Here is a 13,598-nt window from a genome sequence, read left to right on the forward strand (position 1 = left end):
GGCGTGGCGCTGCGGACTATGGCGTGCCGGTCAACAGGTCACTGCGGGTCAGGCCATGGATGAGGGCATCGACCTTCGCCATGTGCGCCGACTTGAACTCCGTCCAATCCATGCCGCGCAGGAGGATGCCGCGCAGCAGCCGGAATCCGGCTATCCCAGTGACGATGGCGGTCACGCGGAGCCGGACGGATTCATCATTGATGGATGCGGGCGCGATCATCCGCACCGCTGCGACGAGTTTTTCCTGAAAGGGGGCAATGGCCTGATCGTGGATGAGCTGGAAGGCTTCGTCATTGTCATAGGCGCAACGGGCGAAGAAAGAGGCCCAGGTGCAGGGCTCGGCATCGTCGAGCAGGACGCGCAGGTAACCGGTCAGGGCCTTCTCAAGCCGCTCTTCGGGCGAGGCGATGGCGGGATCGTCCAGGATGGCGCAAAGAGCACCTACCCGCACGTGAGCGTAATCGGCGATCTCTCGGGCCGCTTCCATGTAGAGCTCGCGCTTGCCACCGAAATGATAAGGAATGGCGGACAATGTGACGTCCGCCATTTGGCCAGCATGCACGTGGTGGTTCCCTCGAACCCTATGCGGCCAAAGACATCGATTGCAGCTTCGATCAGCTGCCTTCTCGTTTTCATACTGCGTGATTCATGGCCATTCGCCGACTGACCGGATGTGTGCAAGCTCATCGACTATCGCCTTTTGTAAATATAGTACGATCGAACGAACCTTTTATGAAGGGATCCGTTGCAGGCGCAGAGCACCGTTCCGCAGACGACGGCTCCGTCGCGGTCTGATCCAACCGAGGAGAATGCCCGGCTGAGGTGGGTGAATGGATCTCCTCCAGATGGTCTCACCCTGGCGCGCCCTGATCAGCAAGTGCAAAAATAGGAAATGCTCCTCGCCATGAAGCCGCCTCGGCGGGGAGGAGCCTCGCCTCATTCCGCAGCCAATTGCGACTTATTGCCCGCCGTCCCCTGGGCGAATCCAAGGCGGCGGGCCCGCGCGGCCGCGACGAGGGATTTGAAGATCCGACGCGCGAAGGCACGGTGCAACAGGAATTCCGGATGGAACTGTACACCTACGCAGAAGGAGCGGGTTTCATGCTCGATGGCCTGGATGAGGCCGTTGGCCTCCGCACCGGTCACCTTGAAGCCTGCGCCCAGATCCTTTACCGCCTGGGTATGGATGGAGTTGACCGCCAGCTGCTCACGACCTGATAACCGCGCCAGCCAGCCATCGGGCGTCAGAAATACGGTCTTGCGGTAAAAGATGCGGCGCAGAAAGCTGGTGGGATAATTCTCTTTATGGTGGCTGAGGTCCGGGTAGAGGGTGCCGCCCTCCAGCACGTTCAGCATCTGCATGCCCCGGCAGACGCCCAGGACTGGAATGTCGTGCTCCAGCGCCGCCTGCGCCCAGGACGCCTCCATGTCGTCGCGGGCGAGGTCGTACCGGTGGCCTGTCTTCGGAGCGCCGCCATAGCGGTTGGGGAAAATATCCGAACCGCCCCCGAAAAGCAGGCCATCCACCGAATGGGGGTCGCGCGGGACCTTCGATGTAATGGCCGTGGCTTTGCCCCCTGCCAACCAGATCGCGAAACGCATGGCGTGGTAGGCCATCCAATCGCCTTCGTCCGGCTTGGTGACGCCGATGATGGGACGTCCGCCGGCATCGTAGCGACGGAAGGTGGCGGGCCTGCCCGTGCGGCCGGAGCGAGCCTTGTCGGTCGCCTGAGGTGCGGTGTACCTGAACTCCGGTGGCAGCTCGCGATGCTCGAGCAGGCTGGACACCACGAACAATATGCCCAGGCCCACGGCGGGATCGTCGTCGAAATCAAGCTCGGAAGGCAGGTCCTTCTGCTCTTCCAGGCGCGTGCGGAACTCCTTGAAGACGCGCGCGCCTTTCGCGGCGGCGCTCGCCGATTCCAATAACTGGTGCGCCGCCGACAGGATGATGCATGACCGCGGCTTTGCGCCCAGGCTTCCGCGGCGCGTTCCAGATCGGGGTCGGAGGCGGCCAGATCCTCGGCTGCGGAGAGGATCCACGCCCCCGGTGTGCGGGTGCGGTGGCCTTGCAGGACGGCGTGCGGATCGGCCGCCGGCAGCGCGCGGCCCGCCGCCAGCTGGAAGGCCAGCCAGGGGAAATCCACGCCCGAGGACATGGAATGGTAGAGCCCGGCCCAGTAGCGGGGGTTCATCTCGATCATTTTCGGCGGCGTCGATGGGTCGCCGTTCCAGCGAAAGTCGATCTCTCCCACGCCGTTCCATCCTGTCGCCTTGAGCAGGGCGCGGGCCGCTTCCCTGAAGGGCGTGTCGTCCACCGTCTCGCGAACGGCGCCGGCACCCGCCTCGCGGGGGAATTGGGCGAGGTTGCGATAAACGACGATCTCCGCCAAATCTCCATGATCGGCGATGATGGAGACGCAATAGTCCTCGCCCTCCACCAGTTCCTGCAACAGGATCGGGCGTTCCGGACCTGCGGCCTTCAGATAGGTGTCCAGCGCGGCTCGATCCCTGATCTTTTTCACGCCGCGCCCGCCCACACCGTCGGTCGGCTTGGCGATGAGCGGGAAATCGGCGGCGACGTTCGCGGGCAGACCGTTTCGGAACGTCCCCGGCTCAAGGATGCGGGTGGCGGGACCCGGCAGGCCGGTCTCTTTCAGAAAACGGGCGAAGTGATCCTTGGGCGAGATCATCTCGATGGAGGCGAGGTCCGGTGCCGCGACGCGGATCGCCGGCTCGAAGCGTTCGCGGTATTTGGCGAACAGGCGCGCATCGCGAAAAGCCGGCATCAGCACATAGGGGCGGTCGTCCTCTGGTGCGTATTTGCGCACAGCCTCTTCGAAATCGGCCAGCGCCTGTTCTTCGTCATCCTCGAAAGCCGTGTGGGTGAAATTCTCGATCACATGGCGCGAAAAGGAGAGAACGGTCATGTTCACATCATCGCAGCCGATCACCTCGACCCCATGCTCGTCGAGAGAGCGGGCGATGGCCAACGCCATCAGGCTGCGGCCATAAGTGACGATCACCCGCCCGGCGGATGGAGCTTCGTCGGATAGCGGTACTCCAAGGATGTGGCGGTTGGGCATCCGATCGTTTCCCTCTGAGAACAACGTGCCACACCGAGGCGCGGTTGGGCGGGCCCCCGGTCAGTCAGCGAGCGCCCCGCCCGCCAGAGTGAACGGGCTCGACAGGGTCGTGCCCACCGTGTTGAACACGAAGGCGCCGGCACGGCGCAGATCACCGCCCGCGCCGTCTCCGCGGGTCGCCGCGAGCCGCGGATAGAGCGCGGCGAGGCTGGCATAGCGGTCGTGCTTGAGCGGGTCCGAAGTCGGCAGGCTGGAGATGTCGATGATCTCAACGTTCGCCCTCACCGCGGCCTCTTGGACCCGCGGGTCGTCCACATCAAGCGCCCCGACCCGCAGGCGCTCCCCGCCGATCTGGCTCGACACCGACAGCGCCACGTCGTCCCGCGAGACCAGCACGACCATGGGCGGCGAAAGTGGCCCGATTACCGCCAGCTGCGCATGGAACACGTCCACGTCGATGTCCGGGGCGGCGAGCACTACATCGAGCCGGCCGATGACGGCGCCTTTTCCGGCAAGCCGCAGCTGGCGCAGCGCCTCCATGGTGAGCCAAGCGCCCATGGAATGGGCCAGCACCGTGATGCGCCCGTTCCCCCGATCGCGGACGAGGAGGGTCAGGAGGTCCGCGAGGCCGTCGCGGGAATAGGTGACGGCCTCCTTGTCGGCGACATAGCTCGTCACCTTCGCCTCGGACGGCCATGCGAAGAGGATGGGCACACCGGAGATGTCGGCGTCCGCCGTCATCTGCGCCAGCCGGAAGAGGGCCTCCTGGAAACTTCTGTTGTAGCCGTGGACATAGACCCCCACCTTCCGTCCTCCAGTTGCGCGCCCCGCGGCCGCGACCCGGCGCTCGAACGTGGTGCGGTCGAGCGTGATTTGCTCGACGGTGGCGAAACTCGTCGCGGGATTGGCAGGTCCCTGCGCCCATTCGATCTCGCCGGGCCGATGCCCGGGGGGCACGGAAATCCTGAACGCGGCGAAGTTGAGAGCCGCCGCGCGCCCCGTGGTGAAGTTGTTGCTCTCGGGCGCGCCGCGGGCCCGTGTGGTGGCGACATAGACCGTCACGACCCTTGCACCGGGGACGGAAGCGAACGTGGGGGTGAGCACCTCCGGACCCGGGCGCGGTGCGCAGCCCGCGATCAGGGTCAGCGCCAAAAGCAGGGCCAGCCGCTTCGTCGCAGAGACGAAACGGCCGCTCTCAGGTCTTGTGTTCCCTCCCGGCTCCATCGGCTCTCCCCCGTGTTGGGTCGCAATCAAAAGGTCCGTAGAGCCCAGTCGTCAGGTGTGCCTTCCCGCCTCGCCCATCATGCAGGTGATCGCCTCGGTCATACGACGCTCCAGTTCTCCGCCCTGAGGCTCCTGCAGCGGCGCCACCTGCAAGACGGTGCGCATAATGCCGATGCCCACGAGGAAGGCGGCGATCATCGATGCCTCTTGCATTCCCGGCTGGCCCAGCCGTCCGCTCAGAGGCGCGATGAATTCTTCCACGATGAACGCGCGCAGAACGCTCGCCGCCTTCGGGCTGGACAAGGAGCGGATGACGATGTCGAGCGGCCCGACCTCGTCGGGTGACCGCGCGCCGTCGCGTGAAAAAATCTGTCTGGCGAGCACGCGGGCGGGATTGGCGGCGGCATCCGCGAGAATTCGGTCGGCCTGGATCGTCGCCCTGACGGCCTCGGTGAACAGGCGTTCCTTGGAGCCGAAGCAGCGGTGGACGTAGGCGACGTCGACCCCGACGTCGGCCGCGATGTCGCGCAAGCCGGTCTCTTCATAGGAATGCATGGAGAACCGCAGGATCGCAGCCGCCAGGATGCGGTCCCTCGTCGCCATTGCTGGTTTTGTTGCCGATCCGATGAGCATCGCCCCCTCATGGAAAAATGGTTGCTGGCTGTCGCTCCTATGCCTAGGATCGGCCCCGGTCAACCTTGGTTGATCAAGCTCAAGGCGCCGCCGGCGATATCGATCCAGTTTGTTTTTGCGATAGGCGGGCCCTTTGATGGCGAGGAGAGCTGCAATGACGAGCGAGACCACCCCGACCGGGATGCAATCGTGGCTGAATCAATTCACGAATGCGGCGCCGGGCCAGTTCGACTGGACCAAGTCGGTCTCCGAGGGGCCGTTCAAGCTCTACGGAGCGTTGTACAAGCAGATGCTCGCTGGCGCGGCGCGCCAGCTGCAGATCCAGGCGGACTACGTCGGGAGACTGGCGGAATGCAAAGACCCGGGGGAGGCGCTCGCCGCCCAGAGCGAGTTGGTGCAGAAATCCGTCGCGTGCTGCGTCGAGAGCGGACAGCAGATCGCCACGGCAATGGGCCAGGGTGTTCCGCAGGCTTCTTAATTAGACGCTTGAGCTGACGTGCTTTCTTCGCGCGACGTGGTTTCCATGGTCGCGCGAAGACGTTTCTGTTCCGCCCTTCGGGACGCGTACTCATTTTCCTGTCCAGGGGACAGCGCGATGTCCGGTTTCGCGTCCTTTCAATTCGCGTCCTTTCAACAGGAAGGCGGAGTACGGCGGAGGCCGTTGGACCCCACGCCGTTTATGAGCTCCGAATTTCAACGAGAGCCCCCGACCCCATGACCTCGACCCGGAAGCTTCTGATTTTCGCAACCCTCGCCGTGATCATGGCCGGCGGAGGGTATTGGGGGTGGCAGAAGTTTTTGAACAAGCGTCTGCCCGAGGGCATCGCCAGCGGCAACGGACGCATCGAGGCGACCGAAATCGACGTCTCCACCAAGATCACGGGACGGATCAAGGACATCCTTGTGGATGAAGGCGACTTCGTGGAGGCGGGCCAGATGCTTGCCCGCATGGACACGGAGCAGCTCGAAGCTCAGCGCCGACAGGCACAGGCTCAGCTCCAGCGGGCCTTGATCGGCATCGACACCGCCAGGAGCCTCGTCACCCAGCGCGAGGCCGAACGCCGCGCCGCGATCGCCACCATCGCCCAGCGCAATGCGGAACTCGACGCTGCGGACCGCAAGCTCGCGCGATCAAGCCAGCTCGTGAAGACCAATGCTGTGTCCCAGCAGGTGTTCGACGACGACCGGGCGAGCGCCGAGGGCGCCAAGGCCGCGGTGGCGGCAGCTGAGGCCCAGCTCGCCGCCAGTGAGGCCGGGATCAGCACCGCGAAAGCGCTCATTATCGACGCGGAGGCGGCGGTGGACGCGGCGCGCGCGGCCATCGACAGCATCACCGCCGACATCAATGACGGCGTGCTGAAATCGCCCCGCGCCGGTCGCGTCCAGTATCGCGTCGCCCAGCCGGGCGAGGTCCTGTCCGCGGGCGGGCGGGTGCTCAATCTCGTGGATCTCGGCGACGTGCACATGACCTTCTTCCTGCCCACGGCCCAGGCCGGGCGGATCGCGCTCGGCGCGCCGGTGCGCCTCGTGCTCGATGCGGCGCCGCAATATGTCATTCCGGCCAAGGCCACCTTCGTCGCCGATGTTGCCCAGTTCACGCCCAAGACGGTGGAGACGGAGGAGGAGCGCCTCAAGCTCATGTTCCGGATCAAGGCGCAGATCCCGCCGGAGCTGCTGAAGAAATACATCCAGCAGGTCAAGACCGGCCTGCCCGGCATGGCCTATGTGCGGCTTGATCCGAACGTGGAGTGGCCGGCCCGTCTCCAGCAGGGCCTCCTGCAATGAGCCCCTCGGAGGAAACCGGCACGCCTCCGCCTCCCGCATCCGTCCGGCCCGTGGTGTCCGTGCAGGCGGTCTCCCTCTCCTACGGCAAGACCCGGGCGCTGGACGGGGTGAGCCTCGATATCCCTGCCGGCCGCATGGTCGGGCTCATCGGGCCGGACGGGGTCGGCAAGTCGAGCCTGCTGTCGCTGATCGCCGGGGCGCGGGTCATCCAGCAGGGACGCATCACGGTGCTGGGCGGGGACATGGCCGACGCCCGGCACCGGCGTACGACCTGCCCGCAGATCGCCTACATGCCCCAGGGCCTGGGCAAGAACCTCTACCCCACTTTGTCGGTGTTCGAGAACCTGAACTTCTTCGGCCGGCTGTTCGGGCAGGGGCTGGCCGAGCGGGAGCGCCGGATCGGCGAATTGCTGGAGAGCACCGGCCTTGCGCCGTTCGCCGACCGCCCGGCGGGCAAACTGTCCGGAGGCATGAAGCAGAAACTCGGCCTGTGCTGCGCGCTCATCCACGATCCCGACCTGCTCATCCTCGACGAGCCGACCACGGGTGTAGACCCCTTGTCACGGCGCCAGTTCTGGGAGCTGATCGAGACCATCCGCGCCGGCCGGCGGGGCATGAGCGTGATCGTCGCCACCGCCTACATGGAGGAGGCCGCCCGCTTCGACTGGCTGGTGGCCATGGATGCCGGCAAGGTGCTCGCCACCGGCGCGCCCGCGGATCTCCTGGCGAAGACCGGGGCCGCCAACCTCGACGCCGCCTTCATCGCCCTGCTTCCTGAAGAACAGCGCGCGGGGCACCAGGAGGTGGTCATTCCGCCCCGCCCGGAGGGCGCGGACGGGGAGATTGCCATCGAGGCCGAGCACCTGACCATGCGGTTCGGCGACTTCACCGCGGTGGACGACGTGAGCTTCCGCATCGCCCGCGGCGAGATCTTCGGCTTCCTCGGCTCCAATGGCTGCGGCAAGACCACCACCATGAAGATGCTCACGGGCCTTCTGCCGGCTACCGAAGGCAAGGCCCGCCTGTTTGGGCAGGAGGTGGATCCGGACGATTTGGCGGTGCGCCGCCGCGTCGGCTACATGAGCCAGGCCTTCTCGCTCTACACGGAGCTGACGGTCCGGCAGAATCTCGATCTGCACGCCCGCTTGTTCCGCTTGGAGCCGCAGGCTATCCCGGCCCGGATTGCCGAGTTGGCGCAGCGCTTCGATCTCGCGGACATGATGGACGCGCTGCCGGACGCCCTGCCGCTCGGCATCCGCCAGCGCCTGTCGCTGGCGGTGGCCATGATCCATGCGCCCGACATGCTGATCCTCGACGAGCCCACCTCGGGCGTCGATCCCATCGCCCGCGACGGCTTCTGGCAGATCCTCTCGGACCTCTCCCGCAAGGACAACGTGACCATCTTCGTCTCCACCCACTTCATGAACGAGGCGGCGTTGTGCGACCGCATCTCGCTCATGCACGCGGGCAAGGTGCTGGTCAGCGACCGTCCGGCGGCGATCATCGAGACGCGCGGCGCCAAGGATCTGGAAGAAGCCTTCATCGCCTATCTGGAAGGCGCCATCGGCACCAAGGCAGCGCCCGCCACACCGCCGGAGCATCAGCCCGTGTCGGCGACGAGCGACCTCGTGGAGGAATGGGCCGGCAAGGTGGCCACTGACGGCGGCACCAAATTCAGCCTGCGCCGCATGTTCGCCTATACCCGCCGCGAGGCGCTGGAGCTGCGACGGGACCCGATCCGCGCCGCCCTCGCCATCCTGGGCAGCGTGCTCCTGATGCTCGTGGTGGGCTACGGCATCAACCTGGACGTGGAAAACCTTTCCTTCGCCGTGCTCGACCGCGACGACACCACGGTGAGCCGCGACTACGTGCTGCAGATCGCTGGCTCGCGCTATTTCACGCAGAAGGCGCCCATCACCGACTACGCCGACCTCGACCGGCGCATGCGCAGCGGCGAGCTCAGCCTCGCCATCGAGATCCCCCCCGGCTTTGCGCGTGACGCCGCGCATGGGCGCAAGGTGCAGGTCGCCGCCTGGATCGACGGCGCCATGCCGGTCCGGGCGGAGACCGTGCAGGGCTACGTGCAGGGCATCCATGCGAGCTGGCTCACCCAGAAGGCGCGCGAGCTCTACGGCAAGTCCGCCACCGTCGGCGATTTCCAGCTGCAGATCCGCTACCGATACAATCCAGGCGTCGAGAGCCTGGTCGCCATGGCTCCGGCAGTGATCCCGCTGCTCCTGATGATGATCCCCGCGATGCTGGCGGTGCTCAGCGTCGTGCGCGAGAAGGAATTGGGATCGATCATCAACTTCTACGTGACGCCAGTGACCCGGCTCGAATTCCTCGTCGGCAAGCAGCTGCCCTACGTAGCCCTCGCCATGCTGAACTTCCTGATGCTGACGGCGGTCGCCGTCTTCATCTTCCGTGTGCCCTTCACCGGCAGCTTCCTCACTTTCACCTTCGGTGCGCTGCTCTACGTCATCATTGCCACCGGGATGGGGCTCGTCATCTCCACCTTCATGAGCAGCCAGATCGCCGCCATCTTCGGCACCGCGCTCATCACGCTCATTCCCGCGGTGCAGTATTCCGGGATGATCGATCCGGTCTCCTCGCTCGAGGGGGCCGGAGCGTTCATCGGGTGGATCTATCCCACCACCTATTTCATGGTCATCTCCCGCGGCACCTTCTCGAAAGCCCTGGACTTCGCCGATCTGTGGAGCGCATTCGTGCCGCTCCTGATCACCGCGCCCGTGCTGCTGTGCCTCGGGACCTTCCTCCTCAAGAAACAGGCGACGTGAGCATGCGCGGCGCCAACGTTCTCCAGCTCGGCATCAAGGAACTGCGCGGCCTCGCCCGCGATCCGATGCTCCTGTTCCTGATCGTCTATGCCTTCACGCTCTCGATCTATACGGCGTCGAGGGCGATGCCGGAGACGCTGAACCGGGCGGCCATCGGCATCGTGGACGAGGACCAGTCCCCGGTGTCGGTGCGCATTTCCACCGCTTTCTACCCACCCTATTTCACCCCGCCGCAACTCATCACGCCGCAGGAGATGGACACCCGCATGGATGCGGGCCTCGACACCTTCGCCCTCGACATCCCGCCCGACTTCCAGCGCGATCTCCTGGCCGGCCGCTCGCCCACCATCCAGCTCAACATCGACGCCACCCGCATGTCCCAGGCCTTCACCGGTGGCGGCTACGTCCAATCCATCGTCACCAGCGAGGTGAGCGAATTCCTGAACCGCCATCGCGGCGCCACCGCCGTGCCCGTCGACCTCGTGCTGCGCGCCCGCTTCAACGCCGAACTGAACAAGAGCTGGTTCGGCGCCATCACCAACGTCATCTCCTCCATCACCATGCTGTCCATCGTGCTCACCGGAGCCGCCCTCATCCGCGAGCGCGAGCACGGCACCATCGAGCATCTCCTGGTGATGCCGGTGACCCCCACCGAGATCATGGTGAGCAAGATCTGGTCCATGGGGCTCGTGGTGCTGGTGGCCACCTCCTTTTCCTTGATAGTGGTCGTGCAGGGCTTTCTCGCCGTGCCCATCCACGGCTCTCTCGCCTTGTTCCTGGCAGGCACGGCGCTGCAGCTGTTCGCCACCACGTCGCTGGGCATCTTCCTGGCCACGGTCGCCGGTTCCATGCCGCAGTTCGGCCTGCTGCTGATGATGGTGCTCCTGCCCCTGCAGGTGCTCTCCGGCGGCGTCACCCCGCGCGAGAGCATGCCGGAGATCATTCAGGCCATCATGTACGCGGCGCCCAACACGCACTTCGTCATGCTCGCCCAGGCCATCCTGTTCCGCGGCGCCGGGCTCGACGTGGTCTGGCCCCAATTGCTGGCCCTCGCCGGCATCGGCACGGTCCTGTTCCTCTTCTCGCTCCAGCGCTTCCGGGCCTTCCTGCGGTGAGTGGCGGGGGCTTTCGCCCCTATCCTTGCGGGGAAGCCCGGCCGAGGGCCTTCCGCGCCACCGCATAGCCCTCGGCCTGATTGGCCTTGATGGCCAGGTCGGAAAAATCGTAGTCGCGGGACGAGTGTTCTCCCGCCTGGCCTGCGCGCACGAACCGCGTGATGGTCGTCGTCGCGCCGTCCCCCATGAGCTGGATATAGGCCGGAATGCGCTTGATCCGCCCACTCTCGTCGGGCTCGAGCCGAGCGAGGATGTGGTCGACGAGCCGGCGATAGGCTTCGACTGTTTCGCGATGGCGCAGGTCGCTGAGCACCCGCTCCGCGTAGACGATCTCGTCGCGCCGGGCGAGGACCTCCAGCATGTTGGTCGGCAGCGCCCTCTCACCCGAGAACAGATCGACGACGAACACCCTTTTCCCGTCCGGCCCGCAGCGGTCGATGACGAGGTCCAGCGGCGAGTTGCTGATGATGCCGCCGTCCCAATAGGCCTTGCCGTCGACCATGGTCCAGGGAAAGCCCGGCGGCAGGCTGCCGCTCGCCAGGACGTGGTCCGGCGTCAGGTCGTCCACGTAGCTGTCGAACACGTCGAGGGTTGCTGTCATCACGTTCACAGCGCTGACGAGAAGGCGCACCGGGCTGTCCTTGAGCGCGGCGAAGTCGACATATTTGGCGAGCAGCGCTTTCATGGGCGTCGTGTCGTAGCAGCTGGTCCAGTTCGCCGCCCCGTCCGCAGGACCGTAAGGCGGCAGGCGCCAGCGCGGGGTGAAGAAGTTGGGCACGCCCAGCGTCAGGATCCTCGCCGCCGCTGCCGCGCGCCTGAGCTCGGTGAAGGGCACGTTGGGCGTCGTCACCGCAAGGTCCGCCCAGAACGCTTCGAGGGCTTGCGCGGCGTGGCGGGGATTGCCGGCGATGACGGCGCCGTTCAGGGCACCGATGGAGACGCCCGCGACGATATCCGGGAAAATCCCCTCTTCCTCCAGGGCTTTCACGACGCCGCATTCGAACGCACCCAGGGCACCGCCGCCCTGGAGGATCAGCGCCGTCTGCGTCGGAATGTGGTCGAGGACGAACGCGCTCTCGCCCAGGCGGTCCCTGACATCGCCGAGTCCGACCCGATGACGGATCAATCCCTCGGCCACGCGGGTCTCGTCCGCCGGCCGTCCCACGGAGAACAAGGCGCGCGGCACGTCGCCCTTCAGATAGAACAGCGCGAAGGACCCCTGATCCAGAGCACCGCGTGCCACCCAGGCGTCCGCCTCTTCCGTCGCGCCGAGCACGTTGAACCCGATGTCGCCCACCTCGCAGAAAAAATAGGAGACCTCGTCGTAGCGCAGCCGGCGGCCCATCATGTTGCGTGCAGCCAGACGCCCCTGCTTCACGGCGTTGTCCCAATGCTCGATGTGCCGGCGGCGGGCGAACACAGGATCATAGAAGGTGGTGACGTCGCCGGCGGCGAAGACGTTCGGAGCGCTCGTGCGCAGCAAAGCGTCCACCACCACGTAGCCGCCCTCGAGGGCGATGGAGCTGCCGGCGAGAAAATTCGTGGCCGGAGCGACGCCGATGCTGACCACCACGAGGTCGCACGCCACGTGACGACCGGCGGCCGTCTCCACTTCCTGAACCCGCTCCCGACCATTGAGCGCCGCGGCAGTGTCATTCAGGATCACGCTGGCGCCGCGGCCTTCGGCATAGCGTTCGAAGTAGCTGGAAAGATCGGGGGCTTCGAGATGCCGCAGCAGCACCGGCCCTTGCTCGATAATCGTGACCTTCAGGCCGGCGTCCAGGAGCGACATGGCGATCTCCATGCCGAGGAAGCTGCCGCCGAGCACGACGGCGTACTTTGCCTGCACGAGCGCGGCACGAATGGCGTCCGCGTCGGTCTTACGGCGCAGGCTGAAGACCCCGGGGAGCGAAGCGCCGGGAACCTGAAGCCGCTTGGGCGCAGCGCCGGTGGCGATGAGGAGCTGGCCGTAGCCGATCTCCTCGCCGCGCGCGGTGGTGACGGTCTGCTTTGCCGTATCCACGCCGACCACCCGCGCGCCGAGGGCGAGCTCGATCCTGTGCTCGCCATAGAAGCCTTCCGGGTGGACGAAGATCCCCGCCTCGTCTTCGGTTCCGGTCAAAAGGTGCTTGGAGAGCGGCGGATGGTGATAGGGCGGTACATCCTCGGCCGAGAGGATCACGATCGACCCCGTCGCGCCCTCGGCGCGCAAGGTCTGCGCCGCGACCGCGCTCGCGAGCCCGCCGCCCACGAGCAGGAAATCGACGTGCCGTGACGCCGGACGATCAGCCCCGGCACTCTCCCTCTGCTCTGTCATCAGGTGCTCCTCGATCGGACGCCGGCCGACCCCATTCAAAGCGTTCGCGATCCGGCCAAATTGCTCAGCATTCGCCTACGCCCTCCCCTACGACCAGCGGGGGGCGATTTCCGCGACCCGCAGCGTATCGGACCGATCACCTCCCGGAAGACATTTCATCACAAGTCCCGAACAACCGGATCACATGTGGAATCCTGCCTCACCTCAATGTTCTTAAATTCCATTGGATTGGAGGCTGTTGCAGGATCGCCACTGGGCATCAAACAGCATCTCGTGGGTCTGGAGCAGGTAGGCTCGAAGCGTGAAGGCCCGGCTGTAGGACAGCTTGACATGGGCGACCTGAAGCTTGGTGCGCTCGCCGGCAATGATCGCCCAATCCTCCGACCAGTCGAACTGGAAGGCCTCGCCCGGCCAGCGGCACGAAGTGGGCGCGGTGCGGCGCGTGCTTGAGGACTGGGAGCTGCCGCCGGTCGATCTGTGGGCCGTGTTCCCGACCGGGCGCCTCGCCAGCGCCAAGGCGCGCGCATTTGCGGATTATGTGGAGAGCATCTTAGCCCAGTAGAGTTATTCGCGATGTACCGCGACGCGCCATCGGACTAAGAGCCGGATTCAAAAGTTCACGCGGGTTTACAATGTCTTA

General features: G+C 65.7%; 10 protein-coding genes and 2 pseudogenes. 5 read left to right on the forward strand and 7 right to left on the reverse strand.

Annotated features, from left to right (window positions below):
• Positions 1-16 precede the first annotated feature (16 nt).
• The 5 genes and pseudogenes from V5F48_RS21815 to V5F48_RS21835 all read right to left on the reverse strand — a co-directional run bounded on the left by V5F48_RS21815 (position 17) and on the right by V5F48_RS21835 (position 4,943).
• On the reverse strand, positions 17-547 hold the full coding sequence (locus V5F48_RS21815; RefSeq protein ID WP_394260325.1) for a CerR family C-terminal domain-containing protein: 531 nt from the start codon (positions 545-547) through the stop codon (positions 17-19).
• Positions 548-936: 389 nt separating this feature from the next.
• Positions 937-1,926, reverse strand: a complete 990-nt coding sequence (locus tag V5F48_RS21820; RefSeq protein ID WP_394260326.1) for a gamma-glutamyl-gamma-aminobutyrate hydrolase family protein — start codon at positions 1,924-1,926, stop codon at positions 937-939.
• Positions 1,927-2,138: 212 nt separating this feature from the next.
• A pseudogene (locus tag V5F48_RS21825) lies at positions 2,139-3,086 on the reverse strand (carboxylate--amine ligase); the annotation flags it as partial.
• Between the two features lie 60 nt (positions 3,087-3,146).
• Complete coding sequence (locus V5F48_RS21830) at positions 3,147-4,310, reverse strand: alpha/beta hydrolase (protein ID WP_394260327.1); 1,164 nt, start codon at positions 4,308-4,310, stop codon at positions 3,147-3,149.
• Between the two features lie 51 nt (positions 4,311-4,361).
• Positions 4,362-4,943 (reverse strand): TetR/AcrR family transcriptional regulator, encoded by a 582-nt coding sequence (locus V5F48_RS21835; RefSeq protein ID WP_394260328.1) that lies wholly within the window; start codon positions 4,941-4,943, stop codon positions 4,362-4,364.
• 154 nt (positions 4,944-5,097) lie between these two features.
• Between V5F48_RS21835 and V5F48_RS21840 the strand changes: the two genes are divergently transcribed.
• From V5F48_RS21840 to V5F48_RS21855, 4 genes are all read left to right on the forward strand, one after another.
• Positions 5,098-5,421, forward strand: coding sequence for a phasin family protein (locus V5F48_RS21840; protein ID WP_348848150.1), 324 nt, complete (start codon positions 5,098-5,100; stop codon positions 5,419-5,421).
• A gap of 236 nt (positions 5,422-5,657) precedes the next feature.
• Positions 5,658-6,728, forward strand: coding sequence for an HlyD family secretion protein (locus tag V5F48_RS21845; RefSeq protein WP_394260329.1), 1,071 nt, complete (start codon positions 5,658-5,660; stop codon positions 6,726-6,728).
• A complete protein-coding gene (rbbA, locus tag V5F48_RS21850; protein ID WP_394260330.1) occupies positions 6,725-9,526 on the forward strand; it encodes a ribosome-associated ATPase/putative transporter RbbA in 2,802 nt (933 codons plus the stop codon). Before V5F48_RS21845 ends, rbbA begins: the two co-directional genes overlap by 4 nt.
• A gap of 2 nt (positions 9,527-9,528) precedes the next feature.
• On the forward strand, positions 9,529-10,641 hold the full coding sequence (locus V5F48_RS21855; protein WP_394260331.1) for an ABC transporter permease: 1,113 nt from the start codon (positions 9,529-9,531) through the stop codon (positions 10,639-10,641).
• 19 nt (positions 10,642-10,660) lie between these two features.
• Here V5F48_RS21855 and V5F48_RS21860 read toward each other — a convergent pair whose 3' ends face one another.
• Both V5F48_RS21860 and V5F48_RS21865 read right to left on the reverse strand, forming a co-directional pair.
• Positions 10,661-12,958, reverse strand: a complete 2,298-nt coding sequence (locus tag V5F48_RS21860) for an FAD-dependent oxidoreductase (protein WP_394260332.1) — start codon at positions 12,956-12,958, stop codon at positions 10,661-10,663.
• A 255-nt stretch (positions 12,959-13,213) separates the two neighbouring features.
• Positions 13,214-13,369: pseudogene (locus V5F48_RS21865) on the reverse strand (IS21 family transposase); the annotation flags it as partial.
• On the opposite strand from V5F48_RS21865, the gene V5F48_RS21870 reads away from it, so the two are divergent.
• Positions 13,323-13,520 (forward strand): hypothetical protein, encoded by a 198-nt coding sequence (locus tag V5F48_RS21870; protein WP_394260334.1) that lies wholly within the window; start codon positions 13,323-13,325, stop codon positions 13,518-13,520. The pseudogene V5F48_RS21865 and the gene V5F48_RS21870 overlap by 47 nt on opposite strands.
• The last annotated feature ends 78 nt before the right edge of the window (positions 13,521-13,598 follow it).

Origin of the sequence: Xanthobacter autotrophicus ATCC 700552, from assembly GCF_043194565.1 — a bacterium.
Classification (GTDB): domain Bacteria; phylum Pseudomonadota; class Alphaproteobacteria; order Rhizobiales; family Xanthobacteraceae; genus Xanthobacter; species Xanthobacter autotrophicus_F.

Excerpts from the sequence above, each read along its gene's own strand:
- V5F48_RS21855 (WP_394260331.1), top strand. The coding sequence starts at position 9,529 with ATGCGCGGCGCCAACGTTCTCCAGCTCGGCATCAAGGAACTGCGCGGC.
- V5F48_RS21860 (WP_394260332.1), bottom strand. The coding sequence starts at position 12,958 with ATGACAGAGCAGAGGGAGAGTGCCGGGGCTGATCGTCCGGCGTCACGG.
- rbbA (WP_394260330.1), top strand. The coding sequence starts at position 6,725 with ATGAGCCCCTCGGAGGAAACCGGCACGCCTCCGCCTCCCGCATCCGTC.
- V5F48_RS21835 (WP_394260328.1), bottom strand. The coding sequence starts at position 4,943 with ATGCTCATCGGATCGGCAACAAAACCAGCAATGGCGACGAGGGACCGC.
- V5F48_RS21830 (WP_394260327.1), bottom strand. The coding sequence starts at position 4,310 with ATGGAGCCGGGAGGGAACACAAGACCTGAGAGCGGCCGTTTCGTCTCT.
- V5F48_RS21845 (WP_394260329.1), top strand. The coding sequence starts at position 5,658 with ATGACCTCGACCCGGAAGCTTCTGATTTTCGCAACCCTCGCCGTGATC.
- V5F48_RS21815 (WP_394260325.1), bottom strand. The coding sequence starts at position 547 with ATGGCGGACGTCACATTGTCCGCCATTCCTTATCATTTCGGTGGCAAG.
- V5F48_RS21870 (WP_394260334.1), top strand. The coding sequence starts at position 13,323 with ATGATCGCCCAATCCTCCGACCAGTCGAACTGGAAGGCCTCGCCCGGC.
- V5F48_RS21840 (WP_348848150.1), top strand. The coding sequence starts at position 5,098 with ATGACGAGCGAGACCACCCCGACCGGGATGCAATCGTGGCTGAATCAA.